This window comes from Sphingomonas sp. DMC8, assembly GCF_056314185.1.
Genome location: NZ_JBQUYV010000009.1, coordinates 109,556 through 135,217, shown reverse-complemented (window position 1 = coordinate 135,217; position 25,662 = coordinate 109,556). Strand labels below are relative to the sequence as shown.

The 25,662-nt window shown below is 66.9% G+C and carries 20 protein-coding genes; 7 read left to right on the top strand and 13 right to left on the bottom strand.

All coding sequences use genetic code 11. The features are described from left to right. Nucleotides 1–25: 25 nt before the first annotated feature. Nucleotides 26–2,509 (bottom strand): TonB-dependent receptor, encoded by a 2,484-nt coding sequence (locus ACT53K_RS17450; RefSeq protein WP_476229991.1) that lies wholly within the window; start codon nt 2,507–2,509, stop codon nt 26–28. A 384-nt stretch (nt 2,510–2,893) separates the two neighbouring features. On the opposite strand from ACT53K_RS17450, the gene ACT53K_RS17445 reads away from it, so the two are divergent. Beyond that, complete coding sequence (locus ACT53K_RS17445) at nt 2,894–4,180, top strand: hypothetical protein (RefSeq protein ID WP_476229990.1); 1,287 nt, start codon at nt 2,894–2,896, stop codon at nt 4,178–4,180. 12 nt (nt 4,181–4,192) lie between these two features. Here the strand turns inward: ACT53K_RS17445 and ACT53K_RS17440 are convergent, their stop codons facing one another. Beyond that, complete coding sequence (locus tag ACT53K_RS17440) at nt 4,193–5,632, bottom strand: serine hydrolase domain-containing protein (protein ID WP_476229989.1); 1,440 nt, start codon at nt 5,630–5,632, stop codon at nt 4,193–4,195. A 91-nt stretch (nt 5,633–5,723) separates the two neighbouring features. Beyond that, nucleotides 5,724–7,013, bottom strand: a complete 1,290-nt coding sequence (locus ACT53K_RS17435) for a helix-turn-helix domain-containing protein (RefSeq protein ID WP_476229988.1) — start codon at nt 7,011–7,013, stop codon at nt 5,724–5,726. A gap of 352 nt (nt 7,014–7,365) precedes the next feature. Between ACT53K_RS17435 and ACT53K_RS17430 the strand changes: the two genes are divergently transcribed. From ACT53K_RS17430 to ACT53K_RS17420, 3 genes are all read left to right on the top strand, one after another. Further along, nucleotides 7,366–7,851, top strand: a complete 486-nt coding sequence (locus ACT53K_RS17430; RefSeq protein WP_476229987.1) for a DUF6644 family protein — start codon at nt 7,366–7,368, stop codon at nt 7,849–7,851. A 44-nt stretch (nt 7,852–7,895) separates the two neighbouring features. After that, nucleotides 7,896–8,396, top strand: a complete 501-nt coding sequence (locus tag ACT53K_RS17425; RefSeq protein WP_476229986.1) for a DUF6644 family protein — start codon at nt 7,896–7,898, stop codon at nt 8,394–8,396. Between the two features lie 152 nt (nt 8,397–8,548). Continuing rightward, on the top strand, nt 8,549–8,995 hold the full coding sequence (locus tag ACT53K_RS17420) for a hypothetical protein (RefSeq protein WP_476229985.1): 447 nt from the start codon (nt 8,549–8,551) through the stop codon (nt 8,993–8,995). Between the two features lie 12 nt (nt 8,996–9,007). Here the strand turns inward: ACT53K_RS17420 and ACT53K_RS17415 are convergent, their stop codons facing one another. Then, nucleotides 9,008–10,069 carry an AraC family transcriptional regulator gene (locus ACT53K_RS17415; RefSeq protein ID WP_476229984.1) on the bottom strand — a complete coding sequence of 354 codons (1,062 nt, stop codon included), beginning with the start codon at nt 10,067–10,069 and terminating at the stop codon, nt 9,008–9,010. A 163-nt stretch (nt 10,070–10,232) separates the two neighbouring features. Here ACT53K_RS17415 and ACT53K_RS17410 point away from each other — a divergent pair, with 163 nt between their 5' ends. From ACT53K_RS17410 to ACT53K_RS17400, 3 genes are read left to right on the top strand one after another with little or no spacing between them, the layout of a single operon-like run. Further along, nucleotides 10,233–11,369 (top strand): tyramine oxidase subunit B, encoded by a 1,137-nt coding sequence (locus ACT53K_RS17410; protein WP_476229983.1) that lies wholly within the window; start codon nt 10,233–10,235, stop codon nt 11,367–11,369. A gap of 29 nt (nt 11,370–11,398) precedes the next feature. After that, nucleotides 11,399–11,821: a Rid family hydrolase gene (locus ACT53K_RS17405; RefSeq protein ID WP_476229982.1), complete on the top strand. Its 423-nt coding sequence runs from the start codon at nt 11,399–11,401 to the stop codon at nt 11,819–11,821. 38 nt (nt 11,822–11,859) lie between these two features. Beyond that, nucleotides 11,860–13,152, top strand: coding sequence for an NAD(P)/FAD-dependent oxidoreductase (locus tag ACT53K_RS17400; RefSeq protein WP_476229981.1), 1,293 nt, complete (start codon nt 11,860–11,862; stop codon nt 13,150–13,152). A gap of 9 nt (nt 13,153–13,161) precedes the next feature. On the opposite strand, the gene ACT53K_RS17395 is transcribed toward ACT53K_RS17400, so the two are convergent. The 9 genes from ACT53K_RS17395 to ACT53K_RS17355 all read right to left on the bottom strand — a co-directional run bounded on the left by ACT53K_RS17395 (nt 13,162) and on the right by ACT53K_RS17355 (nt 25,546). Beyond that, nucleotides 13,162–14,694, bottom strand: coding sequence for an aldehyde dehydrogenase family protein (locus ACT53K_RS17395; protein ID WP_476229980.1), 1,533 nt, complete (start codon nt 14,692–14,694; stop codon nt 13,162–13,164). Nucleotides 14,695–14,719: 25 nt separating this feature from the next. Continuing rightward, entirely contained in the window at nt 14,720–16,216 is a 1,497-nt protein-coding gene (locus ACT53K_RS17390; protein WP_476229979.1) for an APC family permease, read from the bottom strand. A gap of 116 nt (nt 16,217–16,332) precedes the next feature. Further along, complete coding sequence (locus ACT53K_RS17385) at nt 16,333–17,130, bottom strand: cyclase family protein (RefSeq protein WP_476229978.1); 798 nt, start codon at nt 17,128–17,130, stop codon at nt 16,333–16,335. After that, nucleotides 17,127–18,344 carry an SDR family NAD(P)-dependent oxidoreductase gene (locus ACT53K_RS17380; protein ID WP_476229977.1) on the bottom strand — a complete coding sequence of 406 codons (1,218 nt, stop codon included), beginning with the start codon at nt 18,342–18,344 and terminating at the stop codon, nt 17,127–17,129. The genes ACT53K_RS17385 and ACT53K_RS17380 overlap by 4 nt, the downstream gene beginning before the upstream one ends. Further along, entirely contained in the window at nt 18,341–19,510 is a 1,170-nt protein-coding gene (locus ACT53K_RS17375; protein ID WP_476229976.1) for a thiolase family protein, read from the bottom strand. Before ACT53K_RS17375 ends, ACT53K_RS17380 begins: the two co-directional genes overlap by 4 nt. After that, on the bottom strand, nt 19,510–21,123 hold the full coding sequence (locus ACT53K_RS17370) for an AMP-binding protein (RefSeq protein WP_476229975.1): 1,614 nt from the start codon (nt 21,121–21,123) through the stop codon (nt 19,510–19,512). Before ACT53K_RS17370 ends, ACT53K_RS17375 begins: the two co-directional genes overlap by 1 nt. Before the next feature lie 138 nt (nt 21,124–21,261). Further along, on the bottom strand, nt 21,262–21,747 hold the full coding sequence (locus ACT53K_RS17365) for a MarR family winged helix-turn-helix transcriptional regulator (protein ID WP_476229974.1): 486 nt from the start codon (nt 21,745–21,747) through the stop codon (nt 21,262–21,264). Between the two features lie 77 nt (nt 21,748–21,824). Continuing rightward, nucleotides 21,825–23,390, bottom strand: coding sequence for an indolepyruvate oxidoreductase subunit beta family protein (locus ACT53K_RS17360; protein WP_476229973.1), 1,566 nt, complete (start codon nt 23,388–23,390; stop codon nt 21,825–21,827). Next, the gene (locus ACT53K_RS17355; RefSeq protein WP_476229972.1) at nt 23,384–25,546 is read right to left on the bottom strand and encodes a thiamine pyrophosphate-dependent enzyme; all 2,163 of its coding nucleotides are present in this window, start codon (nt 25,544–25,546) and stop codon (nt 23,384–23,386) included. The genes ACT53K_RS17360 and ACT53K_RS17355 overlap by 7 nt, the downstream gene beginning before the upstream one ends. Nucleotides 25,547–25,662: the final 116 nt, after the last annotated feature.

The window sequence follows — 25,662 nt, the reverse complement described above, 5'->3', positions numbered from 1 at the left end:
CGCGGTCTTCGCTCCCCTCGTACGGCTAGCGGCGGAAGGTCGCCGTCAATCCGATGGTGCGCGGTCGAAAAGTGCCGGCGCGGAAGCGGGTCGATGCCAGCGTGTCGTGGTACAGCGCCAGCACCGGATGGCTGTTGGTCACATTGTTGACGAACAGACTCACATCGATGCTGTCGCTCTTCGCGGTCTTCAAGCGCGCGCCGAAGCGCAGGTTGAGCAGCGTCGTCGAAGGCGCGCGCGGCAGTGCCGGATCGACCAAGGGCGAGCTGAGGTCGAGCGGGGTATCGTTGCGGCTGGTATAGGCATAGTCGCCCCGCAGATAGAGCTCGTTCGAACCGATCGGACGGCTATACTCGCCATTCAGCTGCACCGACCAGGGCGCGGCGGGCAGCGGCTCTCCCGCACGGCGGATGATCGTGCCGCCCGCACCCGGGATGTCGGTGGTGTAGCGCGCATTGACGTAGGAGACCGCCGCGCCGAGCGAGAGGCCGGTGACCGGCCGCACCGTCAACGCAAAGTCGAACCCGTCGACTTGCGCGTCGCCCAGATTCAGCATTACCTGCTGCTGACAGATCGGCAGCACCAGCAGCGTCTGCACGTTCTTCCACTTCACGCGGTAGACCGAGGCATCGACCAACAGCTTGCCGCCAAGCAGGCGGTTCTTGCTGCCCGCTTCATAGCTCCATACCGAGTCCGGATTGATTGAATTCGACACGGAGGGGTTGAAGCCAATCGCCGCGGCATCGGCCGCGCAACTGATGCCCACTGCCGGCGACACCCCCGGGCCGCGAATGCCCTTGGCTGCGGTCGCATAGAACAGGTTATGGCTATCCGCCTGGAACGAAACGCCGAATTTCGGCGTCACCGTCCGGCTCGTCACCTTGAGCACGTCGCTCTTCCCCGCCGTGGCGAACAGCGGCCCGGCGGTGAAGCCATCATAGCGATAATCGGCGATCGTGTAGCGCGCGCCGGCCGTCAGCTTCAGGCGGGGGACGACCTCATAATCCGCCTGGGCATAGACGGCCTTCTGGTCGTCGACATGGATGTTGCGCTGATAGGTGGAATATTTGCCCTGATACAGCCCCACGCCGAACTGCGGATTGTCCGCCAGCGAGGCATAGGGCGGCTGGCCGTTCTGGATCTGGTTGAAATTCACTACGTCCAGCAGCCGCGGATCCTGCCCGCCATATTGATCGTACACGTTCGAATGCTGGTAGAACAGGCCGACGATCCAGTTGAGCCGCGCACTGGTGTTCGCGTTCTGGAGGCGCAGCTCCTGGGTGAAAGCTTTCTGCTTGGTGTGGTTCAGCGTGGTCGGAGTATAGTCAGCAAAGGCCGGCAGGAACCGATCGGGAATGTTCGCATAGATCGCAAGGCTCAAGGTCGCATCGTCGCTGGCCGAGCGCGTCCGCCGCGTGAAATAAGACGTGTCGGAAACCAGTGTCATGTTGCCCAGATCGAGCGACGCCTTCAGCGCGGGCAGGAAGAAGCGATCCTTCCGATATTCCGGCAGCACGTTGAGGCTCAGGTTGTAGCGCGCCCTGGACGGGTCCGAGGTCGCCAGCTCGTAGCGCGAGCCATCGTCATATTTGATGTCCTGCACGAACAGCGACGGCGTGATCGTCAGCGTCTCGGTTGCCTTAACGCCCAGCGCGATCCGCGCGGAAAAGCTTTCCTGGCTGTTTATGTCGCGTTGCGTCACTTTTTGGGTGAAGCGATCCAACCGATCGATATAGCCGCCGTCGCGGCGATACCAGATGCTGGCGCGCAGCCCGATCTGATCCTCCTTGATCGGCGTGCCGCCCGCGAGGCCGACTTCATAGCTTGGCGCGCCATTCTCGGTCGCCGCAATCTCGGCGCGGCCATAAAGGCTGGTCGACACATAATCCGGCCCCGGCGAGATGAAGCGCACCGCCCCACCCACCGAGCCGCTGCCGAACAACGTGCCTTGCGGGCCGCGCAGCACTTCCACGCGATCAAGATCGAACACTTGCGGATAAGCGTTGCTGAGCGACGGGCTGACGCCGGTGCGCGTCTGGACGGGCGTGTCGTCGATATAGACGCCGGTGGTAGGAATGCCCGAGCTGGAATCGACGCCGCGGATCGCGATGGTCGACTGGCCGGTGCCATAGGCGGCGGTGGTTTGGCCGAACGTCACACCGGGGGTCAGCCGCGCAATGTCGGTGATGGAGCGAACGCCCTGCTTGTCGAGTTCGATCTGGCTCTTCGCCACGATGCTGGCCGGCACCCGGCTGATTGCCTGGGCCTGGCGGTTGGCGGTGACGACGATATCGTCGGCGCTTGCCGCCTCCGGGGACCGTGCCGACGGGGTGGCAGCCGTCGCCTGCGCTGCTTCTGCAGTGGCCGGCGGCGTTTCCGCCGGCGCCTGCGCCGTTGTCGTCTGGGCATGGCCAGCAATCGGCATCCACACGACACACGGCAACAATGCGCTCGTCAACAGGCGCGGTCGTTGCGATCGACGACGAAACTTCGACGGACGATGGATCATCCTAATCCTCCCTTTGCGCGCTGCCGCACGGCTCCCCCTTCCGGGAGGCAGTCACCGGCAGCGCTTGATGGCGCCCTCTTTGGGGCATTCATTCGATTCTCCCGGCCGTGCCGGAAGGTGAGGTGGCAGAATCGCGTGCTGCCAACGTCGTTCGCACCAAGGGTGGAAACGACGCCGTTTCGTAACACTATCGTCCGGTTTTGTTAGGGTTGTTGCCCAATTTAAACAGTTCTGAACAGTTACAATTGGCGGAAAACCGCGACTTTTCGGTCTTGCGGCCGAGTTGGATCGCAGTACGATTGCCAAAAGCGCGGATTATAGAGAGGCAAGGACCATCATCGCCGTCTATCCCCCTCCCGATCCGTGGATGGAACGCGGCGAACGATGACGGATTCGGCCCCCCAGCAAAGCGACGACGAACAGACATTCGCCGCCGAAGTCGTCAAATTTCGCGCCGTCCTCACCGGCGGCCGATCGCCGGTGTTCCTCCAGCTCTTCGATCTGCTGGTCGAACGGTCGCGCGATGATCGCGCGCCCAAGGAAGTGGAGATCGCGCTCGCCATCTTCGGCCGCGATCCGGGGCAGATCGACGCACCCGACTCGGTGGTGCGTGTGACGATGTACCGATTGCGCAAGCGGCTCGACGAGTTCTATGCTGGCCGCGGCGGCATGCGGCTGGACATTCCCAAGGGCGAGTATCGGATCGTCCTCATACCGTCTGCACCGCGTGACGTGCCGAGGCCCGTGCCGCCACGGCCTGCGCCACCGGAAAAACGCGCGCCGAAGCATAAGCAATGGCTCGGCGTCGTCGCGATGGTGGCAGTCGTCAACGGCCTGGTCTGGTGGGCCTACGCGTCGGAAAACTGGCGCGCGGCGCCCCCCTCCTCGCGCAGCAGTTTCTGGGCCGAACTTCCGCCCGGCAGCACGCCATTGGTGGTGATCGGCGATTCCTACATGCTGGCGGAAACCGAAAACCAGAAGGATATCAAACAGATCGTCCTAGAACCCGACATCCGTTCACGGGATGATTTCGGCACCTATCTGACGACGCATCCCGATGCCTTCTACCGGCTGTACGATCTCAACCTGCGCTATACGCCGGTCGGAACCGCCATCGCGACCTGGAGCCTGCTGCCATCGCTCGGAGGCGGCAATGGCGGCGCCGCCCCGGCACGGCTGATCCCCTCGTCGCGGGTGACGGCGCAGATGCTTGAGACCAACGACATCGTTTATGTCGGCCCGCTGGCCACACTGGGTCTGCTGGCCGCGCCGATCGACCGGGCCTCGGGCTTTTCGCTCGACACGACCGGCACGCAATTGAGCGATCGCGCGTCAGGACACCGCTATGCCTTGCGCGTCCAGCAGGTTCGCCAACAGGCCGCTGGCCAGGAATCCCGTGAGGATTACGGCTATATCGCCAGCATTACCGGTCCATCGGGCCGGCACCTCCTGGTGATTTCCGGCGTCGGCGACGGCGGCGTGCGCGCCATGGCCGATCTGGTCCGTGATATCCCGCAGATGCGACAGCTCAGGCGCAAGGTGGGATCGTCGGCCACCTTCGAAGCCCTGTTCAAGGTAGAGCTTGCGGGCAGCGTGCGGCTGAGCCGCACGCTCCTCGTCGCGCGTCCGCTGCGTGCCGCCGCGGCATCGCCTTCCCGAACAGGTCCCTGAGCGGCCGATGGGTCAGAGGGGGGACGTCCAGCGATCGACCGGCGCAAGCTCGAGATCGGCGATCCTGCCATCGGCCGTTCGCGCCAGGCGCACGTCGATCGTCTGGTCCGCATAGCGGGCACGGTATCGCAGCTCCTCCTCGCCGCCCTCGCGCTTCCGTGCGAAGACCGCAACGGCCTGTACGCGCCCGAGCGGTTCGAGAAGACCCCGCTGTTCCCCAAGCCGCTCGGTGATATCCAGCCCGGCCAGATAGGCGAACGCCGCATGCGGCTGGGTGCCCGCCGCGATGCGGGTCAGCATCGATGCCAGCGCCGCATTGTCGGCGGCATCCTGCTCCAGCAGGGGGGCCGCCTCCGGCTCTGCGAGCGCGGGATCGATCAGGCCGGCCAGGTGGCGGCCGATCGCATCGGCATCGGCGCTATCGCCATTGGCGAGCACCACGACTGTCCATTCCGAACGCAGATAGCGCGTAATGCTGGTTCGAAAACCCTGCCAGCTACCGCTATGCCGCCACACCGGTTGCTGCGCACGGCGATCCAGAAACCAGCCAAAGCCATAGGGCAGCCGACTTCCGCCGGGCAAAGTCGCTTGCGCGCCGATCGCAGCCCAGCTCTCGGGCCGCAGCAGCGCCCGGCGGGCGACGCCTGCTTCCCAGGCGGCGAGATCGAGTGCGGACACATACAGGGTACCGTCGGCCGTCGAATTTGCCGTGGCGGACACCCATTCGGCGTTGCGCGGGGTGCCACTGCCCAGTTCATAGCCGGCCGCCCGGTTGGGAATCACCGCTCGCTCGTCGATCTGCTGCGCAGTCCGCATCCCCAGGGGCTGGAATACGCGGCGGGCCAGCAGGTCGGGATAGCGCTCGCCGGTCGCCTTGCGCACGATGAACCCGAGCACGACATAATCGACATAGCTGAACCGCCAGCGCGTACCGGCGGGAAAATTGAGCGACTGCCGATACAGGATCGCAAGCAGTTCGTCGTCGGTATAGTCAGTGCGGAATTCGCCGTTCGGCGTGGCCGGCAGGCCGGAACTGTGGTTGAGCAGTTGCCGGATGGTGATCGGTGCCCAGCTGCGCGGCGCATTGGGCAGATAGGTGCGGATCGACTCATCCAGCCGCAGCATGCCGTCTTCGACCAGCAGCATCGTCGCCACGGCCGTGAATTGCATCCCCAACGCGCCGCTCTTGAACAGCGTGTCGGGGTGGACCGGCACACCGTGCTCGAGATTGGCAAGCCCATAGCCTTGGGTCCGCACCAGTTGCCCGCGGTGCATCACGGCAATGGCGACGCCGGGTATCCGGTATCGGGCCATCTGCGCACGTACATAGTCGTCGACCGTGTCGGCTTGCGCAGTGACCGGGATCAACCATGCCGCCAGCCACACCAGCCAGCGCCAGCCAAAGGCCGGACGGGAGGATCGCCACGGGCGCGAAGAGACGGGCTTGCACACGCTGCCGATCGTGGCGACAAATTGCGGCGTGGTTTATTGCGCGAACGGTCGCCGGAAATGCGAAACCGGCCAGCGACGGGCGGCGACAGGTTCAATGCCGTGCATGGCCCGCCCCTTCATAGGCATCATCGGGGAAGCGCTGGCTGGCGTTGGACTGGTCCCAGATGCCGCTGGCGCGGAGCGGCCGCAGCAAGAGCAACGCGCCGCTGACGTTGAGCGTACCCATCGTCCGCACCTGGTACAGCGCCTCGAACCCGCCAGGGAAGCGCGCGGCCTGGTTGTCGAGCGACCTCAGCCGTTCGGGCGCCACCGCCATTTCCGCCATCTGCAGCAGCGCGGGATCGCGCATCCCAGCGATGATGACGAGATGATTGCCCGCAGGCCCCGGCAGGCTGGCGAGATAGCCGAAATCACGCCGCGGAATATGTTCGTCCGCCTGCACGATGCCGCCATCGGACCGATAGAGCCGGTTGGACACTGTATCGATCAGCTCGTCATAGGTGCTGCCCACCTTGAAGCGTGACGCCTGGAACAGGGGGTTGCGCAACAGCGAACCCAGGCCGCTGACCTGGCCGACATAGACCACGTCCGACGTCTTCAAAATGTCCGGCGTGAGCTGGGACGCGGCAATCAGGCTGGGCGCCGCAGCGCCACCGCCGCGCAATGCGGTCACCGCGCGGAACAGCTCGCCAAGCGCCGCTACCGCCCCGGCGGGCACGTATCGCAGGTCCATGTCGATGGTACGGCCGATCTTGTCGGGATGCGCCATCAGATAGATGTCGAGGTCTTCGCGCGCGTTGATCGCCGGGTTGCGGACGAGCCGCGGTGCCACCGGTGCGCCGCCGGGTGCAGCCGGTGACTCGGCGAAAAGATAGTAATCGCCCAGCACGATGGTGATGGGCCGGCTGTCCTCCGCGATCGCCTGCCAGAGGCGCGTGGTCGCCAGTTCGGGCCGCGCCGGGCTCGGCCTGGCCAGCAGCATCCAGGCGAGCAGATTCGCCCCGAGCAGCACAACCAGTGCCGGAACCAGCATTTTCCACGGCCATCGGGACGGGGAGAACGGGGGCGACGGATCCCCGACCGCATCGCCTGCCTCCGCCGCAATCGGCTCCTCGTGCAGGACAAGCCGATATTCGCCCTTGGGAATGGCGATCCGTGGCCCGGCCCGGTCGGCATAGAACATGTCGAGCGACTTGCGCAGGCGGTGCACATAGACCCGCACCGTCGCGTCCTGCCCGCCGTCGCCTTCGCGGCCGGTGGCGAAGGCTTCGCGGGCAAGCTCCAACTCCGACGGGGGCCGACCGGCGATCGTCCGTTCCAGCAGAAAGTCGAACAGGCGCGACAGCTTATCCGAACGTTTGCCGCGGATCGCCACGCGCACGGCCCCAGCCTCGGCCAGGAGCCGCGCGTTTTCATCCGATTCCGCAAGCCATTGGGGTACAGGCGCGGATCCGGGCCGGAAACCGTCGACGCTACTGCTCATGATCGCCAAGGTCATAATCGAAGCAGGCTCGTCCGCAACGCCTTTGCGACGTCCCCCCTTCCGCTGCTGGGGTTTCAGTCTCGACATTGTCGCCGTTGCGAACCGTTTCAACGTTTCGGCACGCAACATTCTGTGACTAGGGGCAAGGCATCGCCCGACCTTCGGGGAACCCACAATATCGATGGCCTACCGTGCCGGGCGCCGGCCCTGCCGCGGATTGCCGCCACGCAACCATGGGAGAGCTCGCCGCATGTCGATCAAAAGCTTCAGCACCTGGCTGTACGACACGCCGTTCAGCACTGCGCTCAGAGACATCAGCTGGATCATTCCGTCCGTACAGAGCATCCATCTCCTCGCTATCGCGATGGTCGTCGGATCGGCACTGGTGTCCGATCTTCGCCTCGCCGGGGTGCTGGCGACCGACGAAGCACCCGCAAGGGTGGTCCGTCGCTATCTGCCCTGGATGTGGGTCTCCCTGATCGTGTTGCTCGCCACGGGAATCCTCTTGATCGTCGCGGAGCCCGGACGAACGCTAGGCAACGCCGTGTTCTGGGCGAAAATGGTGCTGGTGCTGTTCGCCTTCGGCCTGACCCTGTTCTTCCGCAAGCCGCTGCTCGATCCCACCTTCGCGCTGGAACATGCTGGCTGGCGTCACGCGGTGAAGCCCGCCGCCTGGATCTCGCTGATCGTCTGGGTCGCTGTGGTCTTTTGCGGCCGCTGGATCGCCTATACCTGAACGCCGCCCGATCCCCGATCACAACGCCATTGGAGAGGGCTGCCATGACCCTGGAACCGTTCTTTCAGAAACTCTACGATTCCCCGCTCGCGGGGGCGATCCGTGAAAACACGTCCGTTTTCCCCTGGATCGAATCGCTGCACGTGCTGGCGATCACGCTGGTCTTCGGCACGATCTGCATCGTCGACCTGCGCCTGCTCGGTTACCGCGCGCACCGGCGCGGCGCGCGGCAGCTGATCGTCGACCTGCTGCCCTTTACCTGGGCTGCCTTTGCCTTGGCGATCGTCACCGGCTCGCTGCTGTTCGTATCGAATGCCGTCGTCTATTCGCACAATGCGCAGTTCCAGTCGAAGATGATCGCGATCCTCGCCGCCGGACTGAACATGGCGGTCTTCCACCTGACCGCCTATCGCCGGATCGTCGATTGGGACGATAACCTGCCGCCGCCGCTGGCAGCCCGACTTTCCGGTGCGTTCTCGCTCCTGCTATGGATCACGGTGATCGTGCTCGGTCGCTGGATCGGCTTCACGCTTTCGGTGTTCTGACCATGACGCGTCCCCGCCCCCACCTCGCCCTCGGCCTTCTCGCACTTACCGCCGCCAGCCTTGTCTCCGCCTGCGGACCGGGCGCGCCCGCACCGGGGCCGAGCGCAGCCCGGACGCCCGTGCCAGCCGAAGGCGCCGCCCCGAAGACTCTGGTGAGTATCAAGGAACTCATGGATTCCGTCGTCGATCCGTCCGCCGACGGCGTTTGGGATGCAGTTGGAGTCCATGTCACCAAGGCTGGTACCGAGCAGCGTGCGCCGCGTACGGACGAAGAGTGGCAGGCAGTCCGCCGCCACGCGGTGGCACTGATCGAGGCATTCAACCTGGTGAAGCTGGGAGGTCGCCACGCTGCGCCACCGCGCACCGAGGCAGGACTGGGCGAACTCGCGCCTGCCGAGATCGAGGCCCGGATTCGCCGCGACCGCGATACCTGGAACCTTTATGCCGACAGCGCCCAGGAGCAGGCGGTTAAGGCGCTTCAGGCCATCGACGCGAGGAATGTGCAGGCGTTGTACCGAGTTGGCGGGGATCTCGATGAGCGATGCGAGTCCTGCCACGTGACCTTCTGGTACCCGAACTCGCAAAAGCCTGCACAATAGGCGGCAGCCCCCTTACTCGATCGCCTTCGCGTAGCGGCCCGGCGACGTGCCGGTCCAATCCTTGAACGCGCGAGAGAAGGTGGCGGTGTCCGAGTAACCAAGCTGCTGCGCGGCCTCTGCGATCGGCAGGTCGGAGGCGCGCAGCATCGTGCAGGCCCGCGCCTGGCGCGCCATCTGGAGCAAGGCGCGGAATGACGTCCCCTCCTCCGTCAACCGTCGCCGGAACGAGCGTTCGGACAGGTTGAACTCCGCCGCCAGCGACCCGCAATCGACATGCATCCGCCCCAGTCGCCGCTCGATCAACTCCATGGCCTGCGCGACCAGACTCGTCGTCGGCGCGGGATCGGGGCCGATCAGGTCGAGCAGATGGACCTCCAGGATCGCACGCAGCTTGGTGTCCTCGGTCGGCACCGCATTGGGGAACGGCCGATCGAGATCGGCATTGCGGATGACGAGTTCATTGGCCACCTTGCCGCCCTGCACCGGCGCACGGAAGGTGCGCGCCAGCCGCTCCTCGCGCCCCTTGATCGCATGTTCGAAATGCACCGCTTCGGGCGCCCATCTGGCATGCACGAGCTCGCGCACCAAGGTCGTCAGTCCCGCCATGGTGAATTCGGCATCCTGCCGGCGCGGCCAGATCGCCGGATCCTCGATCCGATAGCTATAGGTCGTCACCTCCTCGTCGACGACATGATCGAACAAGGTCCGCGTCTGCAGCCGGCTCTGGAACAAGGCGAGCAGATTGAACGCGGCGCGCAGCGTGCCGGCGGCGCGGAGCAGCGCATAGAAGGGCCCCAGTTCGGCGAGGCCGAAATCGCGTCCCATTTCCAGTCCAAGGAACGGCCGGTCGAACCGCTCCGCCGCCTCTTCCACCAGCGCGACATAGCGGTGGAGGGGTGCGCGCGCATAGGGCGTCTCCAGCTGTGCCAGCAGGAACCCGTGGTCGCGCAGCAGCGGCTCCATCCGCGTTCGGACATCGGGCAGCGCATTGACCAGCGCCGAGACGAACAACAGGCGGATGGTCGCGCGCTCGCTTCCGGCGGCCTGCACATTGTTCGCGACGTTCAGCAACATCTCTCCCCAGCCTTTCGATTGGCCGATTTCGCATCGGCGGTAACCCTCTCTGCAATTCACGCCGCACCGGCGCTGCGGGAGAAGGAGCCCGCACTCGAGGCCGCCGCGCTGGCGGGGACGTCCCCTCCCGATCGCAGCGCGCGGCACCAGCAATGTGGACGAAATGACCGGCTCGACCAAGATCAATTTCATCTATCTTTCGGAACCCGACATGGTCCGCGCCGGCGTGACCGACATGCCGGCCTGCGTCGATGCGATGGAGGCGATGTTCGCGCTACTTCACAGCGGTGACTATCGCATGGCCGGGCCGAACAACAACTCGCACGGCGCGATCGTGGTGTTCCCGGAACACTCGCCCTTCCCGACCATGCCGACCGCGACCACGGACCGCCGTTTCATGGCGATGCCCGCCTATCTGGGCGGCAGCTTCGGCACGGCGGGCATGAAATGGTATGGCTCGAACATCGCGAACCGCGAAAAGGGCCTGCCGCGCTCAATCCTTACCTTCATGCTAAACGATGCCCATAGCGGCGCGCCGCTGGCGCTGATGTCGGCCAACCTGCTCTCCGCCTATCGTACCGGCGCGGTGCCGGGCGTCGGCGCGCGGCATCTGGCGCGCAAGGATTCGCGCGTCGTCGGCATCGTCGGGCCGGGCGTGATGGCGCGGACCTCGCTCGCCGCCTTCATGGCGGTATGCCCGGCGCTCGAGACGGTGAAGATCAAGGGCCGCGGCCAGGCGAATATCGCTGCCTTCCGCGCCTGGGTGGCGGAAACCTTCCCGCAGCTGCGCACCGAAGTGGTGGACAGCGACGAGGCGGCCGTGCGCGACAGCGACATCGCCACCTTCTGCGCATCCGTCGCCACCGGCGATCCATCGCTTTACCCGCTGATCAAGCGCGACTGGGTGAAGCCCGGCGCGTTCCTATCGATGCCCGCCCCCTGCACGATCGACTCGAGCATGGAGTCGCCGGACATCCGCAAGGTGCTCGACAATCGCAGCCTCTATGAGGCCTATCACGAGGAAAATCCCAAGCCCGTTCACGCCATCATCCCGGCGGTGGGCGTCCAGTTCCTCGATCTGGTCGACCAGGGCCGGATCGACGCGGCCACGCTGGAGGATCTGGGCGCGATCGTCGCCGGCGCCACCCCCGGCCGCCGTACCGAAGACGAGATCATCATCCTCTCGGTCGGCGGTATGGCGGTGGAGGACGTAGCCTGGGGCACCATCGTCTACCGTAACGCCATCGCCCGCGGGATCGGCGTCGACCTCACCCTGTGGGACGAACCGATCCTGCGCTGACTCACCCCTCCCATCATCAGGCACATTGCATGACCAGCATCGTCAAAGTGAAGACCGGATCGAAGTTCGAGGAGCATGGCAGCTATTCGCGGCTCGTCGCCGTCGACAACTGGATCTTCGTATCGAACACCGCCGGCCGCAATCCGCGCACCAAGCAGATTCCCGCCGACCTGACCGAGCAGACGCGCCAGGTGCTCGCCAATATCGAAGCCGCGCTCGCTTCGGTGGCTGCCCGGCTGGAAGACGTGGTCGCCGCGCGCGTGTTCGTGCAGTTCCCCGAAGACGTGGAAACGGTGATGACCGCCTATGGCGAGCGGATGCGGGGCATCGACCCCACGCTCACCATGACCTGCCCGCAGCTTGGATCGACCGAATACAAGGTGGAGATCGATGTGACAGCCTATCGCGGCGCCTCGCAGGCCGAGGTGCAGCGGCGCACCATCACGCTCTGATCCGACCCGACGCCTCTCTTCTGCACGACTGCGACGTCATGGCTCCCGTCATTTCGCCCGTGACCACCTCCCCCGCCTTGCCGGCGGCGACCACCGTCGTGGTGATCGGCGGCGGCATCGTCGGGCTGACGGCGGCACTGGTGCTCGCCGAGCGCGGCATTCCGGTAACGGTGGTCGAAAAGGGCCGCCTCGCCGGGGAGCAATCCTCCCGCAATCTCGGCTGGGTCCGCAAGACCAATCGCGGCATCGCGGATGTGCCGCTGGCCACCGAATCGGATCGCCTGTGGGCGGAGATGCCCCAGCGGGTGGGCGCCGATGTCGGCTATCGCCAAGCCGGCATCCTCTATGTCGCGCGCAGCGAAGCGGAGATGGCGCCGCACGAAGCCTGGATCGCGTCGGTTCGCCAGCTCGGGCTCGATTCGCGCCTGCTCAGCCCGCACGAGATCGAAACCTTGGTGCCCGGCGGGGTCGAACGCTGGGCCGGCGGCATCTGCACGCCCTCGGACGGCCGCGCCGAGCCGACGCTCGCCGCCAGCGCCATCGCGCGCGCGGCGATGGCCAGGGGTGCGGTGATCGTCGAGCACTGCGCGGCACAGGCCGTGTCGCGCAGCGGCGGCGCCGTCTCCGGGGTCATAACTGAACGCGGCGAGATCCGCTGCGACCAGCTCTTGCTCGCCGGCGGCATCTGGTCGCGGCGGTTCCTCGGCAATCTCGGCATCGCCTTGCCGGCGCTGCCGCTGGTCGCCTCGGTGCTGCGGACCGCACCGATGGAAGGCCCCACCGACATGGCCGTAGGCGGCCCGGACTTCTCGTTCCGCAAGCGGCTGGATGGCGGCTTCACCATCACCCAGCGCGGCGCGCTCCAGACCTCGATCACGCCCGATCACCTGCGGATCGGCCTGCACTATCTATCGACGCTACGGGCACAATGGCACAATCTCCGGCTCGGCTTTGGCAGCGATTTCGCTGCCTATCTGGCTCTGGGGCGACGCTGGCGGCGCGAAGCCGTGGCGCCGTTCGAACGCTTCCGCACAATGGACCCGCCGGTCAATGAAGCGCTGATCCAGGAAGCAATGCGCAACCTGATCACCGCCTGGCCCGCCTTCGCCGCCGCAACGATCGCGCAGCGCTGGGCCGGCATGATCGACGTGACGCCGGATTCGCATCCGGTGATCGCGCGCGTGCCGTCCGTACCGGGCCTCACGATCGCGTCGGGTTTTTCGGGCCATGGCTTCGGCACGGCCCCGGCGGCGGGCGAACTCGCCGCCGATCTGGTCACGGGCGCGAAGCCGATCCTCGACCCCGCGCCCTACCGCCTCGATCGCTTCTGATCTGTCCGATCAGCGCAGCGCCGCCTGCGGATCGAGCCGCATGCACACCGCGCGCGGCTCGGTGAAGGCATGGACGGCGGCGGTTCCGAACTCGCGACCGATCCCCGACAGGCCGTTGCCGCCAAAGGGCATCGCCAGATCCAGCACATTGTGCGTGTTCAGCCACACCGTGCCGGCCGTGATCCGGTCGGCGAGCAGATGGGCGCGATCCAGGTTGCGGGTCCAGATACTCGCACCCAGGCCATAGGGCGTATCGTTGGCGATCGGGATGAGCTCGGCCGGATCTTCGACCTGCACGGCGCAGACTACGGGGCCGAAAATCTCCTCGCGCAGCACCGCCATGTCGGGTCGCAGGCCGGCGAGCACGGTCGGGCGATAGAACCAGCCCTCGCCTGCCGCGGCACCGCCGCCAGCCAGCGCAACCGCGCCGTCGGCAATGCCGGTCTGCACGATACCGGCCACCCGGTCGCGCTGGCCGGCGGAAATCAGCGGCCCTACCTGAGCCGCCGGATCGAAGGCCCCGCCGAGGCGCAGCGTCTCGGCGATTTCCGCCACCCCCTCCAGCACCCGGTCATAGACCGGCGCCTCGATCAGCAGGCGCGAGCCCGCCGTGCAGATCTGCCCCGAATTGGAAAAGATTGCCGCCGCCGCGCCCGGGATCGCGCGTTCCATATCGGCATCGGCGAGCACGATCGTGGGCGACTTGCCGCCCAACTCCAGCGTCACCCGCTTCATCGTCCTCGCGGTGGCGGCGAGGATGCGCTGGCCCGTCGCGGTCGATCCGGTAAAGGCGATCTTGCGGACCAGCGGATGCTCGACCAGCGCGGCGCCGACGTCATGGCCATAGCCCGTGACGATGTTCACCGCACCCGCGGGGAAGCCGGCTTCGAGGATCAGTTCGCCCAGCCGCAGCGTGGTCAGCGAGGTTTCCTCGGACGGCTTGAGCACGACCGTACAGCCGAAGGCGATGGCGGGGGCGATCTTCTGGATCGCCTGGCCGATCGGAAAGTTCCATGGGGTGATGCCGGCGACGACGCCCACCGGCCGCCGCTCGGTATAGGCGCGATAGAGCGCCTTTTCCTCCACCAGCGGCGACAGCGTTATATATTCGCCCGGCGCCTTCGAGGCCCAGCCGGCGAAGTAGCGCAGGCCGTCGATGGTGAACTGCAGGTCGATCGCGCGGGTGATGCCGATCAGCTTGCCGCTGTCGAGCGATTCCAGCGCCGCCAGCTCGTCGGCATGTTCCTCCACCAGCAGCGCCAGCCGTTCGAGCAGCCGGCCGCGGTCCAGCGGCCGCATCGCGCGCCAGGCCTCGCTTTCGAAGCAGCGCTGCGCGGCCGCGACCGCCCGATCGACATCGGCGGGCGTGCATGCCGGGATGCTGGTTATCGTCCGCCCGGTGCTGGGATCACGCACCTCGATGCGGCGCGCGGGGTCGAGCGGCTCGGCCAGTGCACCGTCCAGCAGCAACAAGCCCTGCGGCAGGCGAACCTTGGGCAGCGTGGCGCCTTCGGGCAGCGGCGCGTAATCGGTGGTGGTCATCCTGTCCTCCGAATGGAAATGTCGATCAGGCGGCCGCCATCGCGCCGGTCTTTTCCTCGCCGGGCAGGATGTCGACCTGGGTGGTGCCGACACGGGCATAGAGCGCCGGTCGCCGCCGCTTCAGATAGTGGCCGTGCAGGAACCCGGCGATCGCCAGGGGCACGAACAGGAACGGCAGGTCGTTGACGATCGCCAGCTTGGTGCCGGTCAGCGCCGAATAGTTCGTCAGCGACAGATAGGTGGCGATCGCGATCAGCACCCCGCCCAGCAACGGCGCAAGCGTCTTGCCGAACGAAACCTCGCCGCGCCGGGCGAAGAAGATCGGCACCGACAGCGCCGTCGTGGTGAGCAGCAACATCAGGCCGACCGCGCCCATCGACGACAGGCTGGTCGCCAGGTTGAGCAGCGGATCCAGCCCGGCCACCGCGAACGCGCCCACTACCAGGGACAGGACCCCCGTCAGCAGGAAACAGGCGGCCGAGGGCGAGCCGTAGCGGGGATGCACCCGGGCCAGCCGCGCCGGCGCCAGCCCGTCCCGCGCCAGCGCGAAGATGTAGCGGGTGATGTTGTTGAAGAAGCCCAATACCGCCGCGAACAGGCTGGTGATGGTCAGCAGCGAGAGCACGTCCCGGCCGATGCTGCCCAGATAACGCTCCCCGGCGCTCGCGACCAGCCGCCCCGGATCGGCGCCCGCCACCGCTTTCACATCTCCCGGCAGAATGCTGAGCACCAGGCACCAGGACGAAAGCACGTAGAAGGTGCCCAGGACGAGGATGGCGCCATAGGTGGCGCGCGGGATGGTCCGCTCGCGGTCTCGCGCTTCTTCCTGATAGATCGCGGTCGCCTCGAAGCCGACACAGCCGTTGATCGCATAGATTACCGAGATGCCGAGACCTGGTGCGAAGATGGCGCTGGGCGTGAAGCTGGCGAAGCTGATCCCCGCCCAGCCCTTGCCGAACAGGATCGCCAGGTCGAGCACCAGGATCACGCCGACCTCGAGCAGCAGCGCCGCTGTCAGCACCTTCGCGGCCATGGTGATCTTGTGATAGCCGAGCCAGGCGACCGCCGCGATGCTCGCCACTGCCCACAGTTCCCAGCGCGTCGAAACGCCGAGCAGCTGCCGCACGAAATCGGACAGGAAGAAGCAGAGCGCACCAAGGACGGACGTCGCCGCGCAGATATAGGCCGCCACCGCGATATAGGCGGCGGCGATCCCCGCCTCCTTATTCAGGCTGGCAGCGATATAGGCATAGAAGGCGCCGGCGTTGCGGATGTGCGGGATCATGCGGACATAGCCCGCGGCGAACAACAGCATCGCCCCGCAGACGAGGAGCAGCGTGCCGGGCGTGCCCGCGCCATTGCCAAAGGCCAGCGCAAGCGGGATGAGCCCCGCCAGCACGCCCATCGGCGCGGCGCAGGCGAGGATCATGAAGATGATGTCGCTGCTGCCCAGCGTTCCCGCCAGCAGGCCGGACGGGGCGGGCTCGGATCGCGCGCCGATGGTCGCTTCGTTCTTGGCCATCCTGCGCGCCCTCCTCTCCGCTGCGCCGTATCCGGCACAGTCTCCGCACCATTGGGTCGTGCGCACGCTGGCGGTATTGCGCGTGCGGCCCCGAACTTGGTATTTCCGGCCAGGCATCAGGCGGCCTGGTCCGCCATCAGCGCGATCACCCGCAACGGGCTACCCGATCCCGCCTGGATCTTCAGCGGCGTCGCCACGATCACCGCGCCGAACACGGGCAGCTTGTCCAGATGGGTCAGGCATTGCAGCCCGTAGCGGCCATTGCCGTGCAGGATGCTGTGCGCCGGCAGCGGTTCGTCGAACCGCGAGGCCTGGCCCGCATCGGTACCGACCGTCTCGACGCCCAGCCCCACGCAATCCCGCTCATGGACGAGGAAGCGCATGGCATCGCCGTCGGGCCCCGGCGAATGCGCGCCGTCCGCCTTCAGGTTCAGATATTCGGGCGTGCCCACGCGCTTGTACCAGTCGGTGCGCAGCAGTACCCAGTGGCGCGGCGGAATGCGCCCATGGCGCGCCTCCCAGGCCTCCAGCACCGCGCGGGTGACGATGAAATCCTCGTCCGCTGCGCTCTCAGCGCTAATATCGACCACCACGGCAGGATGGACGAAGTCGCGCGGTGCCACGCGATCGACCGTGCCCTCCGGCAGGTCGCGGCCGGTCACCCAGTGCGCCGGCGCATCGAAATGCGTGCCGGTATGCTCGTTCATCGAGATGTTGTTCCAATACCAGGCCGGGCCATCGGCGTCGTAGCGCGACACCGGCTCCATGCGGAACGGCGCGCACTGGCCGAACTCGGCGGGCAGCACGATCACCGGAAAGTCCGGCGACAGCGTGTTGGTGAGGTCGACGACCCGGATCGCGCCGGCGGCAAGGCCGTCGACCAGGGCAGCGAGCGTATCGGCGGCGCCGGTCATAGGTTCTTCTCCCGTATCATGGTTGCCGGATCGGCGAGCCAGCGCTCCATCATGTCGCGCGCGACATCGCCGACGCACTGCTGCTCCAGTCCTTGGGCCAGCGCGTCGAGCACGCCCTGGGCAAGCCGGTCCGGGGCGACGCGCGGGAATGGCACCGATTGGTGATCCTCGTCGTCGATCGCGCCGCAAAAGACCGCGATCACCCGCACGCCCGTCGCCCGCATCTCGTGCCGGAAGCTCTGCAGCAGCGAATGTCGCGCCGCCTCCGCCGCAGAAAAGCCCGCGAACCGCGCGTCGCCGGCAAGGGCCTGGATCGACAGCAGGTCGACAAACGCCCCGGCCGGCCGGCCGGCAAGCATCGGCGCCACCGCCTCGGCCAGCCGCAACAGCCCGAGCACGCCCACGTCCAAAGCCCGCTTCTGGTGCAACACACTGCCGCCCGCGCTGACGCCGCCCGGCCGCACGTAGCGCGCGCTATTGATGACGATGTCGATCGGCCCGCCCAGTTGGGCGATGCAGCGCGTCACCGACTGGCTGTCCGAAAGGTCCAGCGGCACCTGCCGCACGCCCTCCGCACGGCGCGGATCGTCCTCCGCGAGCGCCGGCACGGCGGGCGCGGAGGTGCCGGCGAGGACGCTGTGTGCCCCCGCCTCCACCAGCGCGCGCACCACCGCCTTGCCCAAAGCGGTGTCGCCATCGGTCACCAGCACGGCGCGGTCCCGCACCGGCACCACGAATTCCCGCCACTGCGGATCGGCCATGGGATCCCTTTCCTGTTCGGGCAGCGCGAACAGCGCCGCATTGCCGCCCTTGTCGAGCAGCAGCCGCATCATCGCGCGATCGCCGACGGCGAGGTCGCGGTGCAGATGCACGATCGCCACCGGCCCTGCGTCCAGGGCGACGCTGCCGATCCGCCAGGGCAGATGATCGTGGAAATACAGGTCGGTCGATGCGCGGATCGTGGTTTCGGCGAGGATCGTCGCTCCGCGCGCCTGGTCCACCCAGGCGAGTTCCCCCCAGCAGACCGGGCAGATGTCGCGCGGCGGATAGGTGACGCCGTCACACGCGGTGCATTGCTGCAGCACGAACCGCCCCTGCGCAGCCCGTGCGGACATCGCATGCATCGCGCGGCTGCGCAGTCCTGGCGGCACCTGGCGTTCGATCGGCCGGGTCAGCGGATCACGGACGGGGCGGAAGTGCCGGCCCCGGGTCATGCCGCGCGCTCGATCACGGCCGCGCCGGTGCATACGCCGCGATCATAATTGACCAAGCCGAAGCCGGAAAGGAGCGCCCGCCGCGCCTCCGGCACCTGCGCGCCGAGCGCGCATCCCAGCACCTGGCGCAAGCCTTCGGTAACGTTCTGGAAGCCCCCCGCCGCCCCGGCCTGCCCCGCCGAAAGCTGGCCGCCATTGGTGTTGAGCGGCAGGTCGCCGTCGATCTCGAACCGGGTCGAACGCAGAAAGGCCGCGATCTCCCCGGGCGCACAGAAACCCAGATCCGCCAGCTGCATGGCGACGATCACCGGATAATCGTCATAGACCTGCACGGTATCGATATCGCCCGGCCCGATCCCGGCTCCCTGCCACAGCACGTCGATATCCATCGCCCAGCCGCCGCGCCCCTGCACCGGATCGGCCGGAAAGGCATTGTGGCGCTCGATCGTCGACAGCACCCGGGCGGCGGGCAGGCCTCGACGCGCGGCAATCGCCGGTGTCGTGACCAGGAACGCCTCGGCCCCCGCGCACGGCATCACGCAATCGTAGAGATGTACGGGATCGGCGATCGGCCGCGCCGCCAGATAGGCCTCCAGCGTCAGCGAACGGCGTTGCAGCGCGTATGGGTTGCTCCGGGCATTGGCTCGCTGAGCGACGCACAACCGGCCGAAATCGGCGCGGGTGACGCCGTGGCGGCGCATATAGGCGTCGGTGATCAGTGCGAAGGTCGCGTTCGGCCCGCCAAAGCCATAGGGGTAGACGGCGTCGCGCGAGAAGCGCGAGAAATTGGCCAGCCCTTGTCGGAAGCTGTCGAGATGGTTGGTATCGGCCGCAACGCAGGCGACGATCTCGGCATCCCCGCACTGCACGGCCCGGGCGGCCCGGCGCAGCGCCATGATGCCGCTCGCCCCGCCGGTCGGCAGATGATCCAGCCAACGCGGCGTCAGCCCCAGATGCTGGATCATCCCCACGGCACTGTCCGGCACCGAGGTGAAACTGGAGAAGCAGAAGCCGTCGAAATCGGTTGGGGCCAGCCCGGTCGCATCGGCCAGCCCGCGCATCGCGCGCCCCGCCCACCAATGGGCGGAGCGATCGGAAAAGCGCCGATAGGGCACCGTCACCGGCGCACAGACGACAACGTCGTCATAGGCAACGCTCGCGCGCATCAGACCTGGCGCTTCTTCAGCGCGCGGGTGTCGACGAAGCCGCCGCTCGCCATCACCTGCGCCACCTGGTCCTTCAATACCGCACGCAGGATCTTCTCGGTCGGCGTGCGCGGCAGCGCGTCGACGAAGGCCACCCAGCCCGGCGCCTTGTAATAGGCCATCTGGTCGAGGCTCCAGCGCACGATCGCCTCGGCATTCTCCGCGTCCCGTCGGGCGGGGTCGCAGACGATCAATGCCGCTACCTCGTCGCCGCGCACCGCGTCCGGCGTGGCGGCGATCGCCACTTGCTGGACCAGCGGATGCCTTGCCAGCACCGTCTCCACCTCAACCGCCGCGATATTCTCGCCGGACCGGCGGATGACGTTCTTCTTGCGGTCGACGAAGTGGAGGTCGCCGTCCGCGTCGCGGGCGACGATGTCCCCGGTATGGAACCAGCCGCCCTGCCATGCTTCTTCCGTCGCCTTCGGGTTCTTCAGATATTCGCGGAAGAAGCCTTTGCGCGGATCGTCGCCGCTGCGCCGGACGAGCAGTTCGCCCGGCGCCTCCCCCGCCACATCGTTCCCCCGATCGTCGACGATGCGGATCTCCACCTCGTGCGAAGGCCGCCCGAAGCAGCTCGTACCGATCTTGCGCGGCTCCCGGGAGGCACAGATCGTGCCGCCGCCGCCGGTTTCGGTCATTGCCCAGGCCTCGATCAGCGGAAAGCCGAAGCGTTCCTCGAACGCCCCGTGCAACATGCCGGGCACGCCCGCCCCGAAGCCGAACCGCACCTTGTGCGCGCGATCCTCCTCGGCCGGCGGCGCCTGCATCAGGATCGACGGCATCACCCCCAGATAGTGCAGGCACGTCGCGCCGCTCTGCCGCACCGATTGCCACCAACTGCGCGGATGGAAGCGATCGAGCAGGATCAGGCACCCGCCCATCGTCACCATCGCCAGCACGGAAACGGCCATCGCGTTCATGTGGAACACGGGCAGCGGCGTCAGCATCCGCTCCTCGCCCGGGCGCAAGGCGATCATCCCGCCCACATCGCGATACCAGTCACCCGATTGCAGGAAATAGGCGTTGGTAAGCACGCACCCCTTGGGACTGCCCGTCGTGCCCGAGGTGTAGAGCAGCGCCGCCTCGGTGTCGCCATCGGGCGCAGGCCCGGCAGGAGCCGCACGGCCGAGCGACGAGATCGCCTCGCCGGGCACCGTTACCGCCATCGCATTGCCGACGCTACGCGCCGCCGCCGTCACTTCCTCCCGGCGCTCCGGCAGCACGAACGCTGCCGCCATTTCCGAATGGCCGATCACATATTCCAGCTCGCTGCGTCGCAGGTCCGGGTTGATCGGCACGACAGACGCGCCCAGGCTGTTGAGCGCAAACCAGATCTCGACGAACACGGGACGGTTCTGAAGCAGCAACCCGACCCGCGTGCCGTGGCCGAACCCGGCGGCAGCCAATTGCGCCTGCCAGTCCAGAACCCGATCCAGCATGGTGCCGTAGCGGATCTCCCCGGCGTCGATGCCATAGGCGGAGGCGGTTTCCGGCAGCACCGCCAGGAACGGCCGGTCCCGATAGGCGTCGGCCGCCGACGCGAACCTTGAAAATGTGGTTTCGCTGGTCACCGCCCTTCCCCTCCGGATCGCGCACGGCCTGGACAGCCGCGACGCCTAAATATGCATTTGCATATATCCTAGGCATATGGCGGAGGGAGTCAAGCGGTCGCGGACCGTAGCGCGCGCTTTTGAACGCGATTCGGCGCGTCAGTTCCCCTGCGCGCGGACATTCTCGATCATGCGCGCGAGCACGCGCCGGCACGTATCCAGCTCGGCGTCGTCGATCCCGTCCACCAGCCGGCGATTATGCTCCGCCATGTGCGGCCAGCATTGCAGGAGCAGCGCCCGGCCGGCCTCGGTAAGGCCGATTTCCCGGCGACGCAGGTCGTTGGGCGGAATCCGCCGTTCCAGAAGCCCGGCCTGGACCATGGAATCGATCGCGCGGCTCGCCGTCGATTGCTCGGCAAAGGCGCGGGCGGTGATCTCGTTCACCGTCAGCCCATCCTGGATGTAGAGGATGGACAGCGTCCGCAGCGTCACCGTGTTGACGCCGCACGCCGCCAGCCGGCGGTTCTGCGCTGCCTGGCCGACACTCGACAGGCGATTGACGAGGTAGGAGAGGTTGCGCTCCAGCGCTGCCTGCGTCTCGGGCGGCTGCGAAACGGCCTCGCTCCCCGCATCCGTTTTCGCCATCGTCGCCCCCTTCCCAGCACCAAGAACCGCCGGCCGCTATGCCGGTCGGCGGAGGTGCCGGTCAATCGAACCAAGCGTCAGCAGAAAGATTCGATCGTCCGGAGCATGCCGTCCAGACTGCCGTCGCCGGTATCCTTCACCGCCGTCTCGCGCAGGCGCCGCGCCCACTCCACGGCATCGGGGCGCGCCTCGATCCGGCGGATCATCGTGGTGACGCGATCGAACTTGGAGAGGCCGCGGGCATGGGTATCCGAATAGCCCTTGATCAGCCGCCGGCACTTCAGCACCTCGACGCCCAGGTCATAATTGCGCACCGCCGCGTCCCTCGCCTGCCGTAGCCACGCGTCGCGATGCGCCACCTCCTGCGCGTGGCGCAGCGATCCGCGCCGCAGGCCACGCATACCACCCAGCAAATACAGCGCCAGGAACCAGCGGGCGGAATAGGTCCGCACCCGCCGCCCCTTGTTCACCCGGCGATCGAGCCAGGCATAGAGGCGCCGCTGGCCTTGCAACCAACGACCGAGGCGCAACGGCAGGGTGCCGACCACTTCTTCCATCCGCGGGTGCATGAACTCGGTGGTGGTGAGGATCTGCTCCGCCTTCACCCCCGCTTCCCGCTCGACACGGGCACGGCGGCCGCTTCGGGTCTTCAGATCGGCGACCCGGATCACATCGTCATAGGTCATGGCGTTGGCGACATATTTCGCCGCATGTATCGAAAAGGCGTGCCCGCGCGCCTCGCCGCCCAGCATCTGGTCCAGCGCCACCGCCTCGGCGAGGATGTCGAGATATTCGTCGCCATAGCGCGCGTCCTGGTAATCGACCACCTTCGCAAGGCCGACATGGGCGATGGCGCGGACGGGATCGGGTAGCTCGGCGTGCAGCCGGGCGAGGAGGCGCACCGCGCGCGGATCGGGCGAGGTGGCCGGCACGATCGGTGCCGCCGCTTCCGGCGCGGCACGCTCCACCGCCACGGGCGGTCCCGATAGGGTGCGGTCATAGGCCGCATCGAATGCCTTGATGCTGGCGGCGACGCCCTTGCCCTCCTGCTGGATCACCGCGTGGAAGGCTGGAACGTCGAAGGGCAGCGCGCCCGATCCGGCCAGGGCACCGAACATCGCGGCGGAAATCACGCTGCCATTCCGCACGGCAAGTGCGTCCATGTCGAACACGATCTGGCGGCGGGCGGTGATGCCAATGGCCTCCAGCACCGCGCCGCTGTCGGCGATGCCGTCGCCAGGCGCGCTCTTCTCCCCGATGGTCAGCGAACGGTGGCTGGAGGCGATCAGCGTCGTGCGATCGGGCGTGACGATGCCCCGCAGGATCGAGCGACCGGCCTCCATGAATTCGGAGGCGAGGACGATGTCGACATCGCCCGGTGTCGGCATCTGCGCCAGGATCGGCTTGCGCCCGTTGGCGGCGGGCATCATCTCGACATAATAGATCGTCGCCCCGGTGCGCTGAGCCACGCCGGGCACCGAGGTCGACTGTGCCACCCAGCCGGCATCTTCGGCCAGCCGGACGATCCATCCGGTGAGCACGCCGCCGCCCTGCCCGCCCATCGCGACGATGGCGATCGAGATCGGCCGTTCGGTGGCAGCGCCTCCGGGCACCAGCGGCACATGCAGGGCCTGGGTCAGCATGCGGCCGCCTCCAGTGTCAGGCGGCGGCCGGCGCGGCGGCGCTGCAGGAAGCCGATGACCGCCATCCGCCAGCGATGGGCGATCCGCTCCCGCCGAGTAGGATTGTGCACCACTTCGGCGCGGTAGAAGGAGGGGCACAGCGCCACCGCCTCGGAAACCTCGCCGCAATTGCCGCAGCCGACGCAGCTATTGTCGATCGCCGCAACGGGATCGTCGCGCAGCGGATCGTCGAGCATCTTCACCGACAGCGACGGGCAGCCGGACAGGCGGATACAGGCATGATCGCCGGTGCAAACATCCTCATCGACGCCGAAGCGTTCCTTCACCACCCGCTCGCCGTTCCGGATCTTCTTCGCCACCAGCGGCTTGATGCGGCGCTGCTTGTTGAGCATGCATTCGGAGGAGGCGATGATGATCTTCGGCCCCTCCGCCTCGGTGGTCAGCGCCTCCTTCAGCGTGTCGCGCATCCGCGCCACGTCATAGGTCCGGTCGACCTCGCGCACCCATTTCGCCCCCATGCCCTTCACCGCAGCGATGATCGGGTTGTTGGTCGCGCGATCCTTGTTCTGCGCGCGCGATGACAGGATGTCCTGCCCGCCCGTCGCCGAGGAATAGAAATTGTCGACGATCAGGAACACGCCGTCATGCTTGTTGTACACCGCGTTGCCGATGCCGCTGGTGAGGCCGTTGTGCCAGAAGCCGCCATCGCCCATCACCGCGATCGACCGCTTCTCCGCCTTGCCACCGAACGCCGCCGCCGACGCCGGACCGAGGCCATATCCCATGGTGGTGTTGCCCAGGTTGAACGGCGGCAGGATCGAGAAGAGGTGGCACCCGATATCGGCGGCGATATGGTGCTCGCCCAGATCCTGCTCGACCATCTTCATGGCCGCGAAAATCGGCCGTTCGGGGCAGCCGGTGCACAGGCCCGGGGGACGACTGGGAACCACGTCCTTGAGCTTTTCGACCATCGGATGCGCGAGCACCGGGGCGGCATCGGGCACGGGTGGGCGGTTGCCGAGGAATCGGGGCGCACAGTCCTCCAGAAACCGCTGGAGCCCGGTCATGATTGCCTGTGCCGTATAGTCCCCTGCCATCGGCAGCACGTCCTTGCCGCGCACCCGCGTCGCGATGCCGCGGCGGCCCAGCACCGTGTGCAGCGCCTGTTCCAGATATTCGGGCTGCCCCTCCTCGATCATCAGCACCGCATCCTTGCCCTGGGCGAAGGCGGCCACTTCGGTGTCGATCATGGGATAGGTGACGTTCATCACATAAAGCGGGATCTGCGTGTTGCCATAGGCGTCTGACAAGCCGAGATATTGCAGCGCGCGGATCACGTTGTTGTACATGCCGCCCTGCAGGATCAGTCCCACCGGCGCCTCCTGCGGGCCGAACCATTCGTTCAGCCGGTGTTCGCGCACGAAGTCGATCGCGGCGGGCAGGCGGCGGGCGATCTTCTCGTGCTCATGCGCATAGGCGGCGGGCGGCAGCACGATGCGGCCCAGGTCGCGCTTCGGATGGCTCTGCGCCTGCGCGACGGTGAGCGGCGGCGGCACATTGTCCTTGCAGCGGAAACTGCCATGCATGTGACAGGTGCGGACGCGCACCTGCAGCATCACCGGCGTGTTCGACGCCTCGGAAAGCTGGAACCCCTTCTCGATCAGGTCGACGATGCAGCCATGGTCGGGGCGCGGATCGAGCAGCCACATCTGCGACTTCATCGCGAAGGCATGGCTGCGCTCCTGCATGATCGAGGAGCCCTCGCCATAATCCTCGCCGACGATCACCATCGCACCGCCAGTCACACCGCCCGAGGCGAGGTTGGACAGCGCATCGGACGCGACATTGGTGCCGACCGTGGACTTCCAGGCAACGGCGCCGCGCACCGGATACATCACCGATGCCGAGAGCATCGCCGCTGCGGTCGACTCGTTGGCGGAGCTCTGGAAATTGACGCCGAGTTCGTCGAGCACGTCCTTCGCATCGGCGAGCACGTCGATCAGGTGCGAGATCGGCGATCCCTGATAGCCGCCAACATAAGCAACGCCCGATTGCAGCAGTCCCTTGGTGATCGCGAGGATCGCCTCGCCGGAGAAGACCTCGCCCTCCCCCAGCCGCAAATGCTCCACTTCCCGCGCAAAAGAACGCTCCGCCATTGGGATCCCCCATTTATATGTATTTGCATATAACTAGGTTCCCTCCCTGTCAATCGCCGCCGCCTTTGCGAAACCGGCGGCGGCTGTCCGGAACGGAAATTGCGTGCGCAACGTGG

Bases quoted from the DNA above. Each gene is read 5' to 3' on its own strand.
- ACT53K_RS17395 (WP_476229980.1), bottom strand. From the start codon at position 14,694: ATGACCACCACCGATTACGCGCCGCTGCCCGAAGGCGCCACGCTGCCC.
- ACT53K_RS17360 (WP_476229973.1), bottom strand. From the start codon at position 23,390: ATGCTGACCCAGGCCCTGCATGTGCCGCTGGTGCCCGGAGGCGCTGCC.
- ACT53K_RS17425 (WP_476229986.1), top strand. From the start codon at position 7,896: ATGACCCTGGAACCGTTCTTTCAGAAACTCTACGATTCCCCGCTCGCG.
- ACT53K_RS17390 (WP_476229979.1), bottom strand. From the start codon at position 16,216: ATGGCCAAGAACGAAGCGACCATCGGCGCGCGATCCGAGCCCGCCCCG.
- ACT53K_RS17365 (WP_476229974.1), bottom strand. From the start codon at position 21,747: ATGGCGAAAACGGATGCGGGGAGCGAGGCCGTTTCGCAGCCGCCCGAG.
- ACT53K_RS17385 (WP_476229978.1), bottom strand. From the start codon at position 17,130: ATGACCGGCGCCGCCGATACGCTCGCTGCCCTGGTCGACGGCCTTGCC.
- ACT53K_RS17375 (WP_476229976.1), bottom strand. From the start codon at position 19,510: ATGCGCGCGAGCGTTGCCTATGACGACGTTGTCGTCTGTGCGCCGGTG.
- ACT53K_RS17445 (WP_476229990.1), top strand. From the start codon at position 2,894: ATGACGGATTCGGCCCCCCAGCAAAGCGACGACGAACAGACATTCGCC.
- ACT53K_RS17415 (WP_476229984.1), bottom strand. From the start codon at position 10,069: ATGTTGCTGAACGTCGCGAACAATGTGCAGGCCGCCGGAAGCGAGCGC.
- ACT53K_RS17400 (WP_476229981.1), top strand. From the start codon at position 11,860: ATGGCTCCCGTCATTTCGCCCGTGACCACCTCCCCCGCCTTGCCGGCG.
- ACT53K_RS17430 (WP_476229987.1), top strand. From the start codon at position 7,366: ATGTCGATCAAAAGCTTCAGCACCTGGCTGTACGACACGCCGTTCAGC.
- ACT53K_RS17410 (WP_476229983.1), top strand. From the start codon at position 10,233: ATGACCGGCTCGACCAAGATCAATTTCATCTATCTTTCGGAACCCGAC.
- ACT53K_RS17405 (WP_476229982.1), top strand. From the start codon at position 11,399: ATGACCAGCATCGTCAAAGTGAAGACCGGATCGAAGTTCGAGGAGCAT.
- ACT53K_RS17355 (WP_476229972.1), bottom strand. From the start codon at position 25,546: ATGGCGGAGCGTTCTTTTGCGCGGGAAGTGGAGCATTTGCGGCTGGGG.
- ACT53K_RS17380 (WP_476229977.1), bottom strand. From the start codon at position 18,344: ATGACCCGGGGCCGGCACTTCCGCCCCGTCCGTGATCCGCTGACCCGG.
- ACT53K_RS17450 (WP_476229991.1), bottom strand. From the start codon at position 2,509: ATGATCCATCGTCCGTCGAAGTTTCGTCGTCGATCGCAACGACCGCGC.